At 50.5% G+C, this 16,194-nt stretch carries 13 protein-coding genes; 8 read left to right on the top strand and 5 right to left on the bottom strand.

Features of this window, described 5'->3' with window-relative positions:
* Positions 1–19: 19 nt before the first annotated feature.
* Entirely contained in the window at positions 20–1,045 is a 1,026-nt protein-coding gene (gene mreB / locus D4L85_RS20525) for a rod shape-determining protein (protein WP_119756066.1), read from the bottom strand.
* 262 nt (positions 1,046–1,307) lie between these two features.
* Here mreB and D4L85_RS20520 point away from each other — a divergent pair, with 262 nt between their 5' ends.
* Positions 1,308–2,708, top strand: a complete 1,401-nt coding sequence (locus tag D4L85_RS20520; RefSeq protein ID WP_119756065.1) for a Gfo/Idh/MocA family protein — start codon at positions 1,308–1,310, stop codon at positions 2,706–2,708.
* 32 nt (positions 2,709–2,740) lie between these two features.
* Here the strand turns inward: D4L85_RS20520 and D4L85_RS20515 are convergent, their stop codons facing one another.
* Both D4L85_RS20515 and D4L85_RS20510 read right to left on the bottom strand, forming a co-directional pair.
* Positions 2,741–5,443: a tetratricopeptide repeat protein gene (locus tag D4L85_RS20515; RefSeq protein ID WP_119756064.1), complete on the bottom strand. Its 2,703-nt coding sequence runs from the start codon at positions 5,441–5,443 to the stop codon at positions 2,741–2,743.
* Between the two features lie 54 nt (positions 5,444–5,497).
* Entirely contained in the window at positions 5,498–8,095 is a 2,598-nt protein-coding gene (locus tag D4L85_RS20510) for a tetratricopeptide repeat protein (protein ID WP_119756063.1), read from the bottom strand.
* 175 nt (positions 8,096–8,270) lie between these two features.
* Between D4L85_RS20510 and D4L85_RS20505 the strand changes: the two genes are divergently transcribed.
* From D4L85_RS20505 to D4L85_RS20480, 6 genes are all read left to right on the top strand, one after another.
* Complete coding sequence (locus tag D4L85_RS20505; protein ID WP_119756062.1) at positions 8,271–9,089, top strand: prohibitin family protein; 819 nt, start codon at positions 8,271–8,273, stop codon at positions 9,087–9,089.
* An 85-nt stretch (positions 9,090–9,174) separates the two neighbouring features.
* Positions 9,175–10,461 carry a citrate synthase gene (locus tag D4L85_RS20500; RefSeq protein WP_119756061.1) on the top strand — a complete coding sequence of 429 codons (1,287 nt, stop codon included), beginning with the start codon at positions 9,175–9,177 and terminating at the stop codon, positions 10,459–10,461.
* A gap of 87 nt (positions 10,462–10,548) precedes the next feature.
* Positions 10,549–10,809 (top strand): acyl-CoA-binding protein, encoded by a 261-nt coding sequence (locus D4L85_RS20495; protein ID WP_119756060.1) that lies wholly within the window; start codon positions 10,549–10,551, stop codon positions 10,807–10,809.
* 4 nt (positions 10,810–10,813) lie between these two features.
* Positions 10,814–11,515, top strand: a complete 702-nt coding sequence (locus D4L85_RS20490) for a 16S rRNA (uracil(1498)-N(3))-methyltransferase (RefSeq protein WP_119756059.1) — start codon at positions 10,814–10,816, stop codon at positions 11,513–11,515.
* 34 nt (positions 11,516–11,549) lie between these two features.
* Positions 11,550–12,782: a nucleoside recognition domain-containing protein gene (locus D4L85_RS20485; protein WP_119756058.1), complete on the top strand. Its 1,233-nt coding sequence runs from the start codon at positions 11,550–11,552 to the stop codon at positions 12,780–12,782.
* 56 nt (positions 12,783–12,838) lie between these two features.
* Positions 12,839–13,285: a DUF7832 domain-containing protein gene (locus D4L85_RS20480; RefSeq protein WP_073140112.1), complete on the top strand. Its 447-nt coding sequence runs from the start codon at positions 12,839–12,841 to the stop codon at positions 13,283–13,285.
* A gap of 6 nt (positions 13,286–13,291) precedes the next feature.
* On the opposite strand, the gene D4L85_RS20475 is transcribed toward D4L85_RS20480, so the two are convergent.
* A complete protein-coding gene (locus tag D4L85_RS20475; RefSeq protein WP_119756057.1) occupies positions 13,292–15,076 on the bottom strand; it encodes a hypothetical protein in 1,785 nt (594 codons plus the stop codon).
* Positions 15,077–15,291: 215 nt separating this feature from the next.
* Here D4L85_RS20475 and D4L85_RS20470 point away from each other — a divergent pair, with 215 nt between their 5' ends.
* Positions 15,292–15,756, top strand: coding sequence for a TlpA family protein disulfide reductase (locus tag D4L85_RS20470; RefSeq protein WP_160143882.1), 465 nt, complete (start codon positions 15,292–15,294; stop codon positions 15,754–15,756).
* Between the two features lie 5 nt (positions 15,757–15,761).
* Here D4L85_RS20470 and D4L85_RS20465 read toward each other — a convergent pair whose 3' ends face one another.
* On the bottom strand, positions 15,762–16,130 hold the full coding sequence (locus D4L85_RS20465) for a DUF6958 family protein (protein ID WP_119756055.1): 369 nt from the start codon (positions 16,128–16,130) through the stop codon (positions 15,762–15,764).
* Positions 16,131–16,194 lie beyond the last annotated feature (64 nt).

The following is a 16,194-nucleotide window of genomic DNA, read 5'->3' as shown; positions in this document are numbered from 1 at the left end:
GTCGCCCTACCGGAATTTTTTATTGCAGCAAAATGCCTTGATACTTTTTGGTATCCTTCAAGGTTTGTGCGATCCCCTTGCTCACGGAGAGTAGTGCTTGCGGATCGACGTGCACCGGGAGCTTCAATTTGGCTTCGAACCGTTCTCTCAGGCCGCGCAACATGGCGCTGCCGCCGCTAATATGGATGCCGTTGTGATAGATGTCGGCAGCCAATTCGGGAGGACACGTTTCCAGCGTCTGCACCACACAGTGCTCGATGGCGCCCACGGATTTTTCAAGCACAAACGCCACTTCGCTGTGGTTGATGGCACGGGTTACGGGAAGGCCCTCGATAAGGTCTTTGCCACGCACCATCATGGGTTGAGGCACATCCGGAATTTTATCGATGGCCGCACCCACGTTGATCTTGATCTGCTCGGCAGTTTTGAGACCAATGGCCATGTTGTAGGCCCTGCGGAAGTGATCCTGGATCTGTTCATCGAACGTATCGCCAGCCACCTTGAGGGATTGGAAAGCAGCCACTCCCGACAAAGAGATCACGACGATCTCGGTGATGCCCCCGCCGATGTCGATGAGCATCTTCCCATCGGGTTCACGGATGTTCAGGCCGATGCCCAGGGCGGCCGCCAGCGGTTCGTATACCATGTAGGAATGTCGCGAATTGAATTGTCCCAACGCATCGCGGAGCGCGCGGCGTTCTACTTCGGTAGTGTAATAGGGAATGCCGGCGATCATGTGGTCGTAGCCGCCGAGAAACGAAGATTGCATGGAGGCCTGGGCCAGCATCTCGCGGATCATTTTGCTGGCAGAGTCATAGTCGGCAATGACACCGCCGCGCAAAGGTTTTACGGGCCGCAGTTCTTCATGGCTCTTTTCGAACATGCTATAGGCCTTGTTGCCGACGGCTTTGACGGCATTCGTCTCGTTGTCGAAGACGATGTAAGATGGCTGCGCTAAAAGCACTTTCTGGGTATCGCTTACTACCGTATTGTTATTGCCGAGGTCTATGGCGACGCTCTTGTTTCTGAAAAAATTAAAATTCATGGTCTAGTTTTTTTATATCTCTTTTACCCTGCCTGTCTTGCCCTTCAAGAAACCGGACGATGTTCCAGCGCCGTTCAGTGCCACACAAAGTGTGCTTGTGTGTGCGGGCAAGATATGGCTTATAATTTCGATTTTCAATTGGAGAACGATGGGTTTAACGCGTTTAAAAACCATTCACACCGCTCATCCGCTCACAGCAATTGGGGTTCCTTTTTTTGTCAAAAAGTGTAACTTCCCCACTGTCTTACCAATCTTAAAATGTATGTCTACCCCCTTACAAAAATCGAGAAGAAATTTTATTAAAAAGGCTATCGGTGGAGCTATTGTCACGAGTGTACCTTCTATGTTGAAAGCATCGCCAAACCAGGTCATTCCCCTGGCGGCACCGGAGCGACACAATAAAAATTTCTCTCCCAACGACCAGGTCAACGTGGCGGTGATCGGCATGGGCATCATGGGGTTCAACAACTGGGAAACGTCGTCAATGATACCCGGCGTGAAACTGGTCGCAGCCTGCGATCTTTACACCGGCCGGCTGGACCGCGCCAAGGAGCTTTATGGGAAAGACCTTTTCACGACCAAGGACTACAGAGAAATACTGGAACGCCAGGACATTGACGCGGTGATCGTCGCGACGTCAGACCATTGGCATGATCACATCTCCATCGATGCCATGAACAAAGGCAAACATGTGTATTGCGAAAAGCCGATGGTGCACAAGCTTGAAGAAGGCGCGGAAGTGATCGCCACCCAAAAGAAAACCGGCAAGGTGATGCAGATCGGAAGCCAACGCGTGAGCTCCATCGCCACGCAAAAAACACGCGAGATCTTTGAATCCGGCGTGATCGGCGAGTTGGTCCTGGTGGAGACCTGGATGGATCGCCAGGGCGGCGGCGGCGCCTGGCAGTACTCTATCCCCACGGACGCGAACGCAGGAACCGTGGATTGGGACCGCTTCCTAGGCGACGCACCCAAGGTCCCCTACGATCCCATGCGCTTTTTCCGCTGGAGAAATTATCAGGACTATGGCACCGGCATCGCGGGCGATCTGTTCGTGCATTTGTTCTCCGGCCTCCACACCGTTACCAGTTCCAAAGGCCCCAATCGCATCTATGCCACCGGCGGCCTGCGCTACTGGAAAGACGGCCGCGACGTTCCCGATGTGATCCTGGGTCTGTGCGATTATCCCGCCAGCGACAAGCATCCCGCGTTCAACCTCCAGGTCCGCGTAAACTTTGCCGATGGCAGCCGCGACGGCGAACGCCTCCGCATCATCGGCACGGACGGCGTAATCACCATGGGCTGGAGCGAAGTGACCGTAACGTTGAACAAGACACCAAAAGCCCCGGGCTATGGGGGATGGGATTCGTTCAACACCTTCACGGAGGCACAGCAAAAAGAATATGAAAAATGGTACAAGGCCAAGTACCCCGCCGGCACTCCCGAGATGATCAACCCGGGCACCACCTACAAGGCTCCCGAGCGTTATAGCGCCAACTACGACCATCACATGAATTTCTACAAAGGTATCCGAGAGAAAGCGCCCATCAAGGAAGATGCCTTGTTCGGCATGCGCGCCGCCGGGCCGGCACTGGCGTGTAACAAAAGTGTTTTTGAAAAGAAGATTGTTAACTGGGATCCCGAAACGGCGAAACTGGTGTGATATAATTAGTGCTTCGACGTCAGGGCGGAGCACTAATAATTATTGATCGCACTGCGATTCATAGGAAGAGTGATAATGAAACGCGACCCCTTCCCTACCCGCGTCACCAAGTCCAGGTGGCCGTTCAGTTTGCCGACGGCTTTCTTTACAATGTACAAACCCAGCCCGTTGCCTTTCGATCGCTCATTGGCACGGAAGTACATATCAAATACTTTTTCCGTATAGGCCGCCGGTATGCCTTGGCCGTTGTCTTCCAGTTCCATGATCAGATGTTCACCCTCCTGGCGCGCCCTCAAGTAGATATAAGGATCTTCGGTCAGGCAAAAATGAATGGCATTCTCCACCAGGTTTTCCAGGATGATGCGCACCATGATGGGATAGGATATAAACGGGGTCTTCAAGTCCACTTGCGCCCGGACTTTGATGCGATGCTTTTGAATATCTTCGCGGAAGGAATCGCAGACGCTGTCGAATATTTCCTTCACCCACACTTCGCGAAAGATCAATTGTTGTGCGCCCACGTCACTGATGGATTGGAGCTTGATCAGCATTTTGTCGAGGCTAAAAGCGGTTTCGTTCACTTTGGCAAACAACTCCAAAGCGGCGGGATCTTTTAACGTGATCTTGGCCACTTCGGCCAGGCCCATAAACGTGGTGAGCGGACGCCGGAAGTCGTGCGACGAACGGTAGAAGAACGTGTCCAACTCCTTGAAGGCTTCTTGTAGCTGGGAGGTGCGCTTGGTCACAATATCGTCGAGGTCACGGTTTATCTCCGTGATCATCTCGTTGGTTTCGCGCAGCTCTTCGGCTTGTGCCTGCACTTCTTCCGTTTTTTCGATCAACTCGTTGTTGAGCATCACCAGCGAGCTGTTGGCCTCCGTCAATTCCTCCGACTGGGCTTGTATTTCTTCCTTTTGTTCTTTGATCTCGGTGTTGAGACGCTTCAGGTCCCTGTTGGCCTTGCTCTTCAGTTGCGCGTTGAGATAGAACATGTAGGCCATGAGCCCCAGCAACAACAGCCCTCCAATGGAAAACGTGAGGTACGACCGCTGCAAGCTGATCTGTGTTTTTTGAAGCTGGATCTCATTCTGGCTCAATTCATTTTTTTGATTCAGTTGTTGGATCTCGCTTTCCTTTTTCTCCAGCTCATAGAATGCACTCATCTCCGCGATCTTGGCTGCGCCCTGCTGTGTGAAGATCGAATCATTGCGTGACATGTAGCTATCGTAGTAAGTCAGGGCTCGCGGATAGTCGCCCCTGGACCGGTAATAGTCCGCAAAGAGCTTATCATTGTTTCTCAACTCCAGCGCTGCACCAAGTTCTATGGCCAGGGCGCGGCCTTCCTTCAGATAGGTCTCGGCGTCGGCCTGTTGCTTTGTTTTGATAGACAATTCGCCGAGTGTGTTGTAGGTCCTGATCAGGGCGTCGCGATCCCGGTTTGCTTTATCCAACGCCAGGGCCTGTACCAGATAGACCCGTGCCTTGGCATAGTTACCCTCCTTTTCATATACCCTGGCAATGTTAAAGGTAGTGGAAGAATAGAGCTGTGGTGATTTGATCTCCTTGCGCAACTGCAGCGCAATTTCATAATGTTGGAGGGCTTCCGGGTAGCGGGATCTTGTGAACTGTATATAGCCGAGTGCGTTGTGTGCGTAGGCAATGCCTGCACGGTCGTGGATATCCTCCATGATCTTGAGCGAGCGTTGGGCATAGTCGCTCCCCAACGAATCGTTCTTCTGGTTGGTGTATACCCAGGCCATGGAGCCGTACAAGCGACCCACTTCTTGTTTGTTATTCAATTTCTCTTGTATGCGCAGGGCGTCGAGCAAATGTTCGATCGCGTGCTTGTAGTCACCCCGCGCGGTATATACCTGGGCGATGCGGCTTAACACCAGCGCATAGTATCGCCGGAAAGGATGGCGCTTCAGCATTTCCAATGCCTGGGAAAAGTGGCGTATGGCTGTATTGAAATCGCCTTGTGCAAACAACAACTCGCCTGTGTTGATGTGAAAAAACATCTGCTGTTCGGGGTTTTTATATTTCAGCGCCATGCTGTAGGCGCTATCGTAATACAGCCGCGCCGAATCGAGCAGGGTCCTGCCCTTGTAAGCCTGACCGATCCCCTGCCATGACTCCATGAGATTTGAGATGTCCTTGTCTTTGCCCCGCAGCTTCGCCGATTGCCGGAAATACAATAAGGCCGAATCGAACTCGGAGAGATTCAATGCCATCAAGCCACGGTTATAATACACCGAAGAGCGCGCTGGGCCGGGCTGGTCCTTCAACGCTGTCATTGCGCGTTTGTAATAATAGTCAGCAGAATCGAACTGGGCCTGCACCCTGTAGAGGTTGGCCAGGCGCGTCATGGTATAGCCTGGAAAATCGCCGTAGCGATGGGTGCCACAACGTCGAAGTGCTTCCCGGTAGCGCGCTGTCGCCTGCGGGTAGTTACCCGTGAAGTAATGATACAGGCCAATGTCGGTAAGTGCCTGAACCTCTCCTTTACCATATTGATTCTGACGGGCCAGCACCCATGCTTCCTGGGCGTAGCCATAGGCTTTCTCAAAATCATAGTCCCAGCTTTCAGCAGCAAGGGCATGCAGGGCATCACAGCGTTGTGCGGGGCTTTGCGTTTGTTCGAGAACTTTTTGGAGACTGTCTATCCTTGGGGTTTGGGCATAGATCAACACAGGGATGAACCAGCCTAAGACAACACAGACAGACACTCTACGCATGCTTAAAAAATGGGCTTCTTAAAGCTAGAAAGAATTCCCCGCTAATCCTTGCAACTAGGAGAGAATATCAGCGTGTTGTTGATCGGTCGGAAAAGTGACGCGAAAAACGGAACCTTGCCCCCACCCGCTTCGAACTTCGATCTTGCCATTGAGTTTTTCCACGGCCTTTTTTACAATATACAATCCGAGCCCATTGCCCTTTGACCGCTCGTTGCCACGGAAATACATTTCAAAAATGCGCTCCTCATATTGTTTCTCGATGCCCTGACCGTTGTCTTCCACTTCCAACACAACTTCCCCTCCCTCGTCGAACGCCCGCACATAGATGAACGGTTGATCCAGGCCACTAAAGAAGATGGCGTTTTCGATGAGGTTTTCGACAATGATCTTTACCATGGCCGGATACGAAAAGAACGATTGTTTTAATTCGGCATCGGTTTGCACGTGAATGCCCCGGCCGCGAAGTTCCTCCGAAAAGCTATCGCAAACATTGTTGACGATCTCTTTGATAAAGACCTCCTTATACACCAATTGCTGTGCGCCCACATCGCTGATGGATTGCAGTTTGACCAGCATTTTATCGAGGTTGCTGGCCGTCTCTTTCACCTTGGCAAACAGCTCCAGGGCGTTGGTGTCCTTTACGGTGATCTTGGCCACCTCGGCCAAGCCCATGAACGTGGTCAGCGGCCGCCGGAAATCGTGTGACGAACGGTAAAAAAACGTGTCCAGCTCTTTGTAGGCCTGGCGCAAGGCCGAGGTTCTCTCCTCGATTTTTCCCTCAAGGGTTCGGTTGATCTGCGCGATGGTTTGATTGGCCTCGATCAACTCTTCCGACTGCGCCATGATCTCCTCCTTCTTCTCCACCATTTCGAAGTTTGCCTTGCGGATGCGGGTGGCATACTGATAAGATTTATACGCCAATATGGAAATCAGGATAACCCCCGCCAGGCCGGAAAAGATGATGATGTTCTGCTGCTCGATGTGCGACCGCTGCAGCTCGATCTTACTGTTCTGATTTTCCTTATGCTGGTTGAGGAACGCGATCTCCTGGTTCTTTTGCTCAGTTTGGTAGAGCGCCTGCATCTCGGCCAGTTTCAGGGCATTGCTCTCGCTATAGACCGAGTCGTGCATTTGCTGATAGCGCTTTTGATAGTCGAGCGCCTTTTTATAGTCCTTGCGGGACTCAAAGAGCACGGAGAAATACAAAAGATTGTTCATGAGCAGGATCTTTGACCCGGTGCTGGTAGCCAGCACCCGCGCCTTCTCCAGGTATTCTTCCGCCTCCTTGTAACGGCCTGCTTTTCCGTAGAGCTGGCCCACCTGGTTGTAGGAGATGCTCAATCCTTGTTTGTTCCCTGCCTTCTCATCGATCACCAAGGCCCGCAACTGGTAGGCCAGGGCACGGTCGTATTGCCCCTGTGCCTCATAGACAAGCGCAATATTAAAAATGCAAGCCGACACGCCTTCCTCGTGGTGAATGCGCTCGCGAATGGCCAGCGACTTTTGCAAGAGCTCCAGGGCTTTGTCGTATTTCTTTTCTTGGTAATACAATACACCCAGCACATTATAGCTATTGGAGATGCCATGGTCGTCGTGAATCTCCTCGCGCATTTTCAGCGACTTGTCCATGTAGGCATGGGCTTGTGCATAGTTCAATTGGTTTTTATAGATCCACCCGATCTCACTGTAAAGTTTTGCCACTTCGTATTTCACTCCACTGGGCTCCATGATGCGCAATGCTTCCAGATAATATTTCAACGCCACATCGTGTTGCCCTAATTCTTCATAGATCTCTCCCAACTGATTGTATACAGAGGCCAGCAAAGGTGGCTGCTCTTTTATTTTCAGGATCTCCAATGCCTTGAACAATACTTCCAACGACTTCAAATATTCACCCCGGCGATAAAAGACATCGCCCTGGCTCTTGTAGCAAAAGAGCATCAGGTATTCACTTTTCGCTTTGTTTGCCAATGCGCATCCTTTTTCAAGATTTTCATTGACGAGGTCATAGCGGTTCTGGTTCTTATACACATCCGCGAAAGCGAACCAAACCTCGGCCTTTCCGCGTTCATCGTTTCGACGCTCGTAGATCTCCATCGCTTTTTTGAAATACTCTTCCGCCTCTGCATTTTTCCATTGGATAACAAACAGCCGGGCCATGCTCTTGTAGGTATACGCCAGGTAAACGTCGTTTGAATTTTTGTCGAGCACGTTGAGCGCTCTTTGGTAAAGGAGAAGCGCTGAATCGTATTGGGCAATGGAGCGGTAAACGTTGCCCGTCATCACAAAGCTATACGCCAACTGGCTATCCTCTTCCTCATTGACATTTTGGGCTTGCTTATAAAAACGAAGGGCGGTTTGAAATTGCCCGGACACGGTAAACTTATAGCCCATCAGCGTGAGCGCCCGCTTTTGACCGTTGTCGTAGTGTGCGTTGCGTGCGAGGTGATTGGCCTGGGAAGCATAGCGGAATCCTTCGTTCACGTCGGTGTCATAGATATAGGCCGAAAGGCTGTTCAGCACATCCGCGCGATCGCTGTCATTTTTTGCATCCTTCAACGCTCGTTTGAGGCTGTCCAAGGCGGGCTGGGAACGAAGCGTGGTGGCCTGGCATAAAAAGCAAATCAGCAGGATGAAAAAAAACCTCACCATGTCTTCTAAATAACCAAAGTTAACTAGTTAATTTAATGCATTCCTTTTACATTCTTTCCGATCCGGTCAAAATAATTAGCGATGGCGTTGTATGCTGTCATGGCACAATTTATTCGTAGTTTTGAGTACTGCCATACCCCCCAACCACAGGACTCCAACCTTAACCTTTATCCCCATGAATAATCGAAAAAACGTCGTTTACATCGTCATCGGTGTCATCTTACTGATCGTGCTGATGAGCATTTCCTCCAGTATATTTTATACGATCGGCCCCTCCGAACGGGCCATCGTCTTCTATAAGTTCGGCAAAGGTCTTGACAAAGACAATGTGATCGAGCAGGGTTTCCACACGAAGGCGCCCTGGAATGATCTGTATGTATACAGTGTTAACGAAATGTCATCCGATGAGAACATGGATGTGCTGGACAAGAGCGGTTTGTCTATCCACGTGGACGTCACGGTGCGCTACAATCCTATGCCGGATAAAATAGGCTTTATCCAGGAGAAATTCACCAAAAACTATGTGAATGTATTGGTCATTCCGGAGGTGCGCTCCACCGTTCGCCAGGTTATGGGCCGCTACACGGCCGAAGAGATTTACTCCACCAAAAGAGCCGAGGTGGAGACCGCCATCCGCACGGAGACGGAAAAGATCCTGCAGCTCAATTTTGTGAATGCACCGGCTGTACTGATCCGCTCCATCTTACTGCCCGAGCAGATCAAGGGCGCCATCGAAAATAAACTCCAGCAGGAACAAGAAGCGCTGGCCTATCAGTTCCGCCTCGACAAAGAAAAAAGCGAGGCCGAACGGAAACGCATCGCGGCCGAGGGCGAATCGCGAGCCAACAACATCATTAACAATAGCTTGACAAACAATCTCTTAAAAATGAGAGGCATCGAGGCCACCTTGGAGTTGTCGAAATCGCCCAACGCCAAGGTGATCGTCATCGGTTCCGGTGGCGACGGGATGCCCTTGATCCTGGGCAATAATTGATAAATCGATATTTTTTAATGCATTCTTTTCCCAAACATGACCGAACCCTGTATATTTAAAACTTGTGTTAAAAATCCATTAGAACATGTCTAAAACTGCTGAATTGATCATTGACGGAAAGTCATATGTGCTGCCCCTTGTAGAGGGAACGGAGAACGAGGTTGGTATTGATATTAGCGACCTGCTAGAGAAAACGGGGACTATCACCCTGGACCTGGGCTACAAAAATACAGGCGCCACCAAGAGCGCCATCACCTTCCTGGACGGCGACAAGGGGATACTGCGCTACCGTGGATATTCCATCGAAGAGCTGGCCGAAAAATCCAACTTCCTGGAGGTAGCTCATTTGCTCATCTTTGGCGAGCTGCCCAACCAACAGCAGTACAACAAATTCAGCCACGACATTAAAACACATACCCTGGTACACGAGGATATCAAGAAGATCCTCGACGGCTTCCCCTCCACAGCCCATCCCATGGGCGTGCTGGCGTCGCTGTTTTGCTCACAAACCGCATTCTATCCCGAGTCGCTGGACCCCAACCGTTCCGCTGAAGGCGTTTATCTGAGCATCGTACGGTCCCTGGCCAAAATGCCCACCTTTGCCGCCTGGGCCTATAAAAATGCCGTCGGTCACCCGGTGAATTACCCCGACAACAAACTGGACTATTGCTCACGTTTCCTCAAAATGGTGTTCGCCCTTCCCGCCGAAGACTTTGAAGTGGACCCCGTCATAGCAGACGCGCTGGATAAATTGCTGATCCTCCACGCAGACCACGAGCAAAACTGCTCTACCTCTACGGTGCGTATCGTCGGCTCATCCAAAGCTAGCATTTATTCGTCCATCTCCGCCGGTATCAACGCCCTGTGGGGGCCCCTGCACGGCGGCGCCAACCAGGAAGTGATCGTCATGCTCGAAAACATCAAGAAAGACGGCGGCGACACGGAAAAGTGGATCAACAAAGCCAAAGACAAAAACAGCGGCTTCCGCCTTATGGGCTTCGGACACCGCGTGTATAAAAATTTCGATCCGCGTGCCAAGATCATCAAGAAGGCCGCCGACGATGTTTTGAAAAAACTCGGCGTGAACGACCCCGTGTTGGAGATCGCTCAGAAGCTTGAAGAAGCCGCCCTGAAAGATCCTTACTTCGTAGAAAGAAAGCTCTATCCCAACGTAGACTTCTACTCGGGCATCATCTATCGCGCCCTTGGCATACCGGTGGATATGTTCACCGTCATGTTTGCCATGGGACGCCTCCCCGGATGGATCGCCCAATGGAAGGAAATGCGTGAGAACAAAGAGCCTATCGGCAGACCCCGTCAGATCTATACCGGCGCAACGCTGCGGCCGTATACCGAGATTACAAAACGATAGTCACGCCATACAAACCGCTACGGCCAACGAATACCTTGGCCGTAGCGGTTTTTCATTTTAAATACGTTCACTTTAAAAAAATCATCCATGGACCAACAACAATTCGACGCCGCGGTAGAGCGCTCTAAGACGTTCACGAAAAGACCCACCAACGAAGAGTTGCTCCGGCTCTATGGACTGTTCAAACAAGCCACAGAGGGCGACGCCACTGGCGACCGCCCCGGCGGGTTTGACTTCAAAGCCATTGCCAAATTCGATGCGTGGGAAGAATTGAAGGGCAAGTCCAAAGAGCAAGCGATGACGGAATACGTGAACCTGGTGAACGACCTTCACAAACTCTACGCGTGACCGCTTGAATCTCTTTTACCAACCACGCCTCCCCGAGGGTATCCATTACCTCGACCCCGACGAGTCCAGACACTGCACAAAAGTGCTGCGAAAAAAACAGGGCGATACGCTCCACCTGACCGACGGCAAAGGCTTCTTCTACACTGCCGTCATCACGCACCCCGATCCCCAGCGGTGCACCTTCGAAGTCACCGAAAAGCAAGCTGCACCGACGCGAGACTTCTCCATCCACATCGCCATCTCCCCAACGAAGAATGCAGACCGGTTGGAGTGGTTCGTGGAAAAGTCCGTCGAGATCGGCATCGACGCCATCACGATCACTGAATGCGACCACACCGAACGCATACACATAAAACTTGAACGACTCGAGAAACTTTGTGTGAGCGCAATGAAGCAGTCCGTGAAGGCCACACTCCCCAAACTCACCGGTGTCGTGCCTTTACCCGAGTTCATTGCCCACGTCAAGGCAACTGGGAAGTTCATCGCCTATGTGGACCCTGACAATCCGCTACACCTGTACCAAATGGCCACACCCCATCAAGACTATGTGGTACTGATTGGCCCCGAGGGCGATTTTTCGAAGGAGGAATTGGCCCTTGCCCTGCAACAAGGCTTCCGCAAAGCGAGCCTCGGCCCCAGCCGGCTTCGTACGGAAACGGCAGGCCTGGTAGCCTGCCACACCCTGCATTTGCTTAACACCGTGTGATCGTCGTACCTTGTTGAATTGAAAATACGCCGCCATGATCTTAAACTACATCTGGGTTTCTTTTTTCCTTTTAGCTTTTGTTGTGGCCGTTTTCAAATTGATCGTCTTCCAGGATGTGGAGGTCTTCCCCGCACTTTTGCAATCGACCTTCGCCATGGCAAAAACCGGGTTTGAGATTTCTATTTCACTCACCGGCGTGATGTCCCTTTGGCTTGGGCTGATGAAGATCGGCGAACGCGGGGGCATAGTGCCCATCCTATCCCGAGTGGTGGGTCCATTCTTTTCAAGACTATTTCCGGAAATCCCCAAAGATCACCCAGCCACCGGTTCCATCATCATGAATTTCAGCGCCAACATGCTCGGCCTCGACAACGCCGCTACGCCGCTGGGACTCAAGGCGATGAAGGAATTGCAAGAGATCAATCCGAGCCCAGACACCGCTTCCAATGCACAGATCATGTTCCTGGTGCTCAACACTTCGGGACTCACGGTCATCCCCCTCGCCATCATTGCCGATCGCACTACGCTGGGTTCCCTCAACCCGACGAGCATCTTCATCCCAACCCTGATCGCCACCTTCTGCTCCACACTGGTAGGATTGATTTACCTCTGCGCACGTCAAAAAATAAAACTGCTGGACAAGGTATTGCTCGGCTACATCGTCGGCCTTTGCAGCGTGGTTGTACTTTCTGTATGGTACTTCACAACGCTCTCGCAAGACGAGCTGCAACGCCAGTCCACGCTCATCACCAGTGTGATCATCATCACGGTGATCATATCCTTCCTGGCCCTTGGCATCCGGAGGAAAATACCGCTTTTCGAAACCTTTGTAGAAGGTGCGAAGGAAGGCTTTGAAACTTCTGTGAAGATCATTCCCTTTCTCATCGCTATGCTCGTCGCGATCGGCATCTTCCGGACATCGGGTGCGCTGGAGTACATTATTAAAGGCATCGCCTGGACGGTCGGTTCGGTTGGATTAAACACCGACTTTGTGCAAGCATTGCCCGTGGCGTTCCTCAAACCCATGAGCGGTCAAAGCGCACGGGGCATGATGATCGAAATATCCAAAACCTTCGGCCCCGATTCTTTCGTCGCCAACCTGAGCAGCATTTTCCGGGGATGCGCCGAAACCACATTCTATATTCTGGCTGTGTATTTTGGCTCCGTAAATGTGCGAAAAACACGCTATGCGTTAACCGCCGGTCTGATCGCTGACCTGGGAGGGATAGTAGCCGCTATTTTTGTGGGTTACTTGTTCTTTCATTGAGATATAAAATGATACTTTTATTTGTTTAACTGCACCTGGAGGTTTAACATTGTTATATGGAAAGAAAAGCGGATATCCAAAAGACCATCTACGATAACGCGAAGAGTCACTTTCTTGGAAACTTCCCCGATTCATTACCCATCGAACAAGCCTATGTTCACATTGGCATGTATTTAGGATGGATCATTGACACGGGACTTTATTCAGAGTATTTTGAAGATGAAGCCTCCAATCAGATCTTCCGTTTCAAACGCCGGGAAATTTCGTGCACCATCCTCAGCGAGATCTGGGACGGCTATCTGGGCTTTGAACTTTTCAATCGCCAGGGCAACATGTTCACCTACTACTATTATGGCGGCGGTCTGTACCGCAGCGACTATGATGAGATCCTGGTAAAAACGCTGCCCTCCATTTACCACGTGACCGACAGTTGGGAGAACTACGAAAAGATGAAGACACGCATCGACATGCGCTTCACCGACTGGAGAAAACTAGTAGGCTAATCACGCCTACTTCACCAACTTCCCATTCTTATCGATTGTGTTTTGTTGTGTATCGCCTTTGATGGTGAGTTCACCCCCATCGGGCTTAAACTGAATTTCCTTGGGAACATACCCCAACTGATAGTTCATGCTCCACGCCAATCCATCCGATCGATAGATCTTGGCCAGCGTTGCCGCATGTTTACCATCCTTGGCCGGACGCTCTGTATAGATCAACACAAAATAAATCTGCCCGGCAGCATCCGAATACGTCAATGCTTTGGATGAGCTTACCCGTGAGAGTTTAAAATTCGGTTTGTCCACAGGAAATGTCACTTTCACATCCGGTATCCGCGAAGGACGGATCGTATAAAAATATCCGGTTGGGTTCAGCGAGTCGGCGTACTGCAATCCCGAAGTGAATTTTTCTTCCAGGATGATCAGGGGCTTGAACCGTGCATTCGCCACCGCGGGTACGACCGGGATAGAGTCGGCGCCGATAACGATCCATTGAAGCGCATCTTTTGTCTGCGTAACCTGCGCTTGCTTTTTCAATTTCTCACGCTCTGAATACTCCTTCAAGGCTTTCACAAAGCTCTTCAACACAACGGTGCTGTTATACGTATTTTTTATAAACAGTTCATAGTTCTCGGCTTTTTGATCGACATCTTCTGTGGAGAGCCTGGCCGCCATACTATCCAGACGCGTAACATATTTCAATTCCTTTGTCAGCAAGGCCAGGCGAAACTGGAGATCGCTGGAATCGCGAACAGTCTTATTCTCCAGCAACGCCGACCGGTATTCGAGATCGGATATCTTCAGAGAGAATACTTCCATCGGCAAAGGCTCCGGATCATATTTTTTAAGTTGCTCCATCAAAAGCTTATCGATCAAAGATGTGAGATCGCTTCGGACGGAAACAGAATCCTTGTTGAGCTTTTCACGAAGTTTGTTGATCTCGATATCATAGGAGACCAAATGCTGGCGCATGGGAATGATCTCTTTCTCAATAGAGAGTTTCGCCTTATCGGCAAATTTACGATAGTCCCACACCTGCAAATCGTCCTGATAAAAATTAGCTGGCGAAGCCCCGTCTTTTTTCATATCCACGATTTCGCGTTCGGATAGCGTTTGATTGTATCCTGTTCGACCGATGGTGACCGCACTCGACTTATAATTGTTAAACGCTTTCAGACAGGAATCATAGCGAACCCCCAGGGCAACAACACTCGCCACCGTGTTCTCGTTTGCCCGCAGATAAAACGCCTTTTCATCCGGCGCACTGGCCTGGAGGGTCCGGTATAGCGCGTTGGTTTTTTTATAGAGACTGTCGGCCAGATTGAAATAGTATTTGACCATCTTCACGCGATCGATGCGTTCGCGCAGCCCTTCCATTTTCTTTTCCAGGTCGAACTGGATATCGGAAAGCTTCACGCCAAACTCGCCCGTACGCAAGTCGCGCCGGTTGTAGGCCTGGTAGTATTCATCGTTGCGTTTTACTTCTTTTTCCGTGATGGTTTTATAAGCCTTATCGTAATACAGGATAGCGGAATCCATGTCCGAAATAGCTCGCCGCGTTTGCTTCAGCACATCGTCTTTACCTGATTTTTCCTGGAAAATAATACCCATATACAACAGGGCATTGGGATTGTCGGCGTTCTCCTTTAGATAATTTTTCAGGAACGGTTCCGCTGCTTCATACTGCTTGGTGCTTAAAAGCCCCCAGATATCCTTGTATTTCACTTTTTGTCCGTAGGCCGACGAAGCGAAAAGAAACAACATGAGAAACTTGACCAAAGCGGTTTTTGTCATGATCTTAAACGAGATTATCTTTCGAAATTAATTAAAATATGGAGATTTGGTAACCCTTTCCTGGCGCGCGCAAGATGAAAACCCCGTTTAACACTGCCTTAATCCACGCCATTTGGAGGCATTTGCGCCCCTGGGCCATGTTTGCGATCGTATTTGTCGTATTGCGTATAACGGGGGCTCTTTCCGGCGTCTCCTACTTTACGAGCTCTGCCCTCATGAAAACGGGCATCCTGGACGCCGCAGCGGCCCCACCAGCGGTCATGAAAACCTTCGATTATAATTTCAACATAAAGGACCTGGAAGGTCATGTGATCGACTTCAATCAGTTTAAAGGCAAGACGATCTTTCTGAACATGTGGGCCACGTGGTGCGGCCCCTGCCGTGTAGAGATGCCGGGCATTGACGAGCTCTATAAAAAGGTAAAGGACAACGATAAAATCGTCTTTGTTATGCTGTCGTTAGACAAAAGGGAGAACTTTACAAAAGTGGTGAACTTTACAAAGGAAAAAGGCTATGCATTCCCCGTGTATGTGCCCTCAGGATATCTTCCCGAACAACTGCAGGTTCCCTCCATTCCGACCACGCTAGTGATCAACAGCGAAGGAAAAATTGTGAGCAAGGAAACAGGCACGACGAATTACGACACTCCAAAATTTAAAAAGTTCTTGGAGAACTTGTAATGCGCTCAATCTTTCTCGGCCCACTCGGCCACTTGATTCTCATAGCGGATTCTGGAAAGACCCTGGCGGGTCAATTTGAGGGTGTAGGCATGGCGCTTGCGTGTCGCCACCATCACTTCGAGGAGGCGGTGGGCTTCCAGATCCATTTTTACCTGGAGGATCTTCCAAGACAGGTCGCCGCTCCATTTTCCATCGAGGGTGACACGGGCCTTTTCAAGCAAATCGTTCAACGTAATGTTATCCGATTTTTCGACACTGGAAAGGATGAACGAACATAAAAAATCATACTCCTGCTTCAACAAGACCACACCTGGACGGCCATCGGGTCGGTGCGTGCGCACCACTTCCTCCGCAGGCTTCGTATTCTTTTCCATAAAATATAAGGGCTCCAATTAATTTTATGTACTCTAACGGCGCAAATTACCGGAGGATTGTCAT

It is taken from the genome of Chryseolinea soli (genome assembly GCF_003589925.1).
In the GTDB taxonomy this organism is placed as follows: Bacteria; Bacteroidota; Bacteroidia; order Cytophagales; family Cyclobacteriaceae; genus Chryseolinea; species Chryseolinea soli.
Note: the sequence above shows the minus strand (reverse complement) of the source record. Positions and strands in the feature narration are given on the sequence as shown.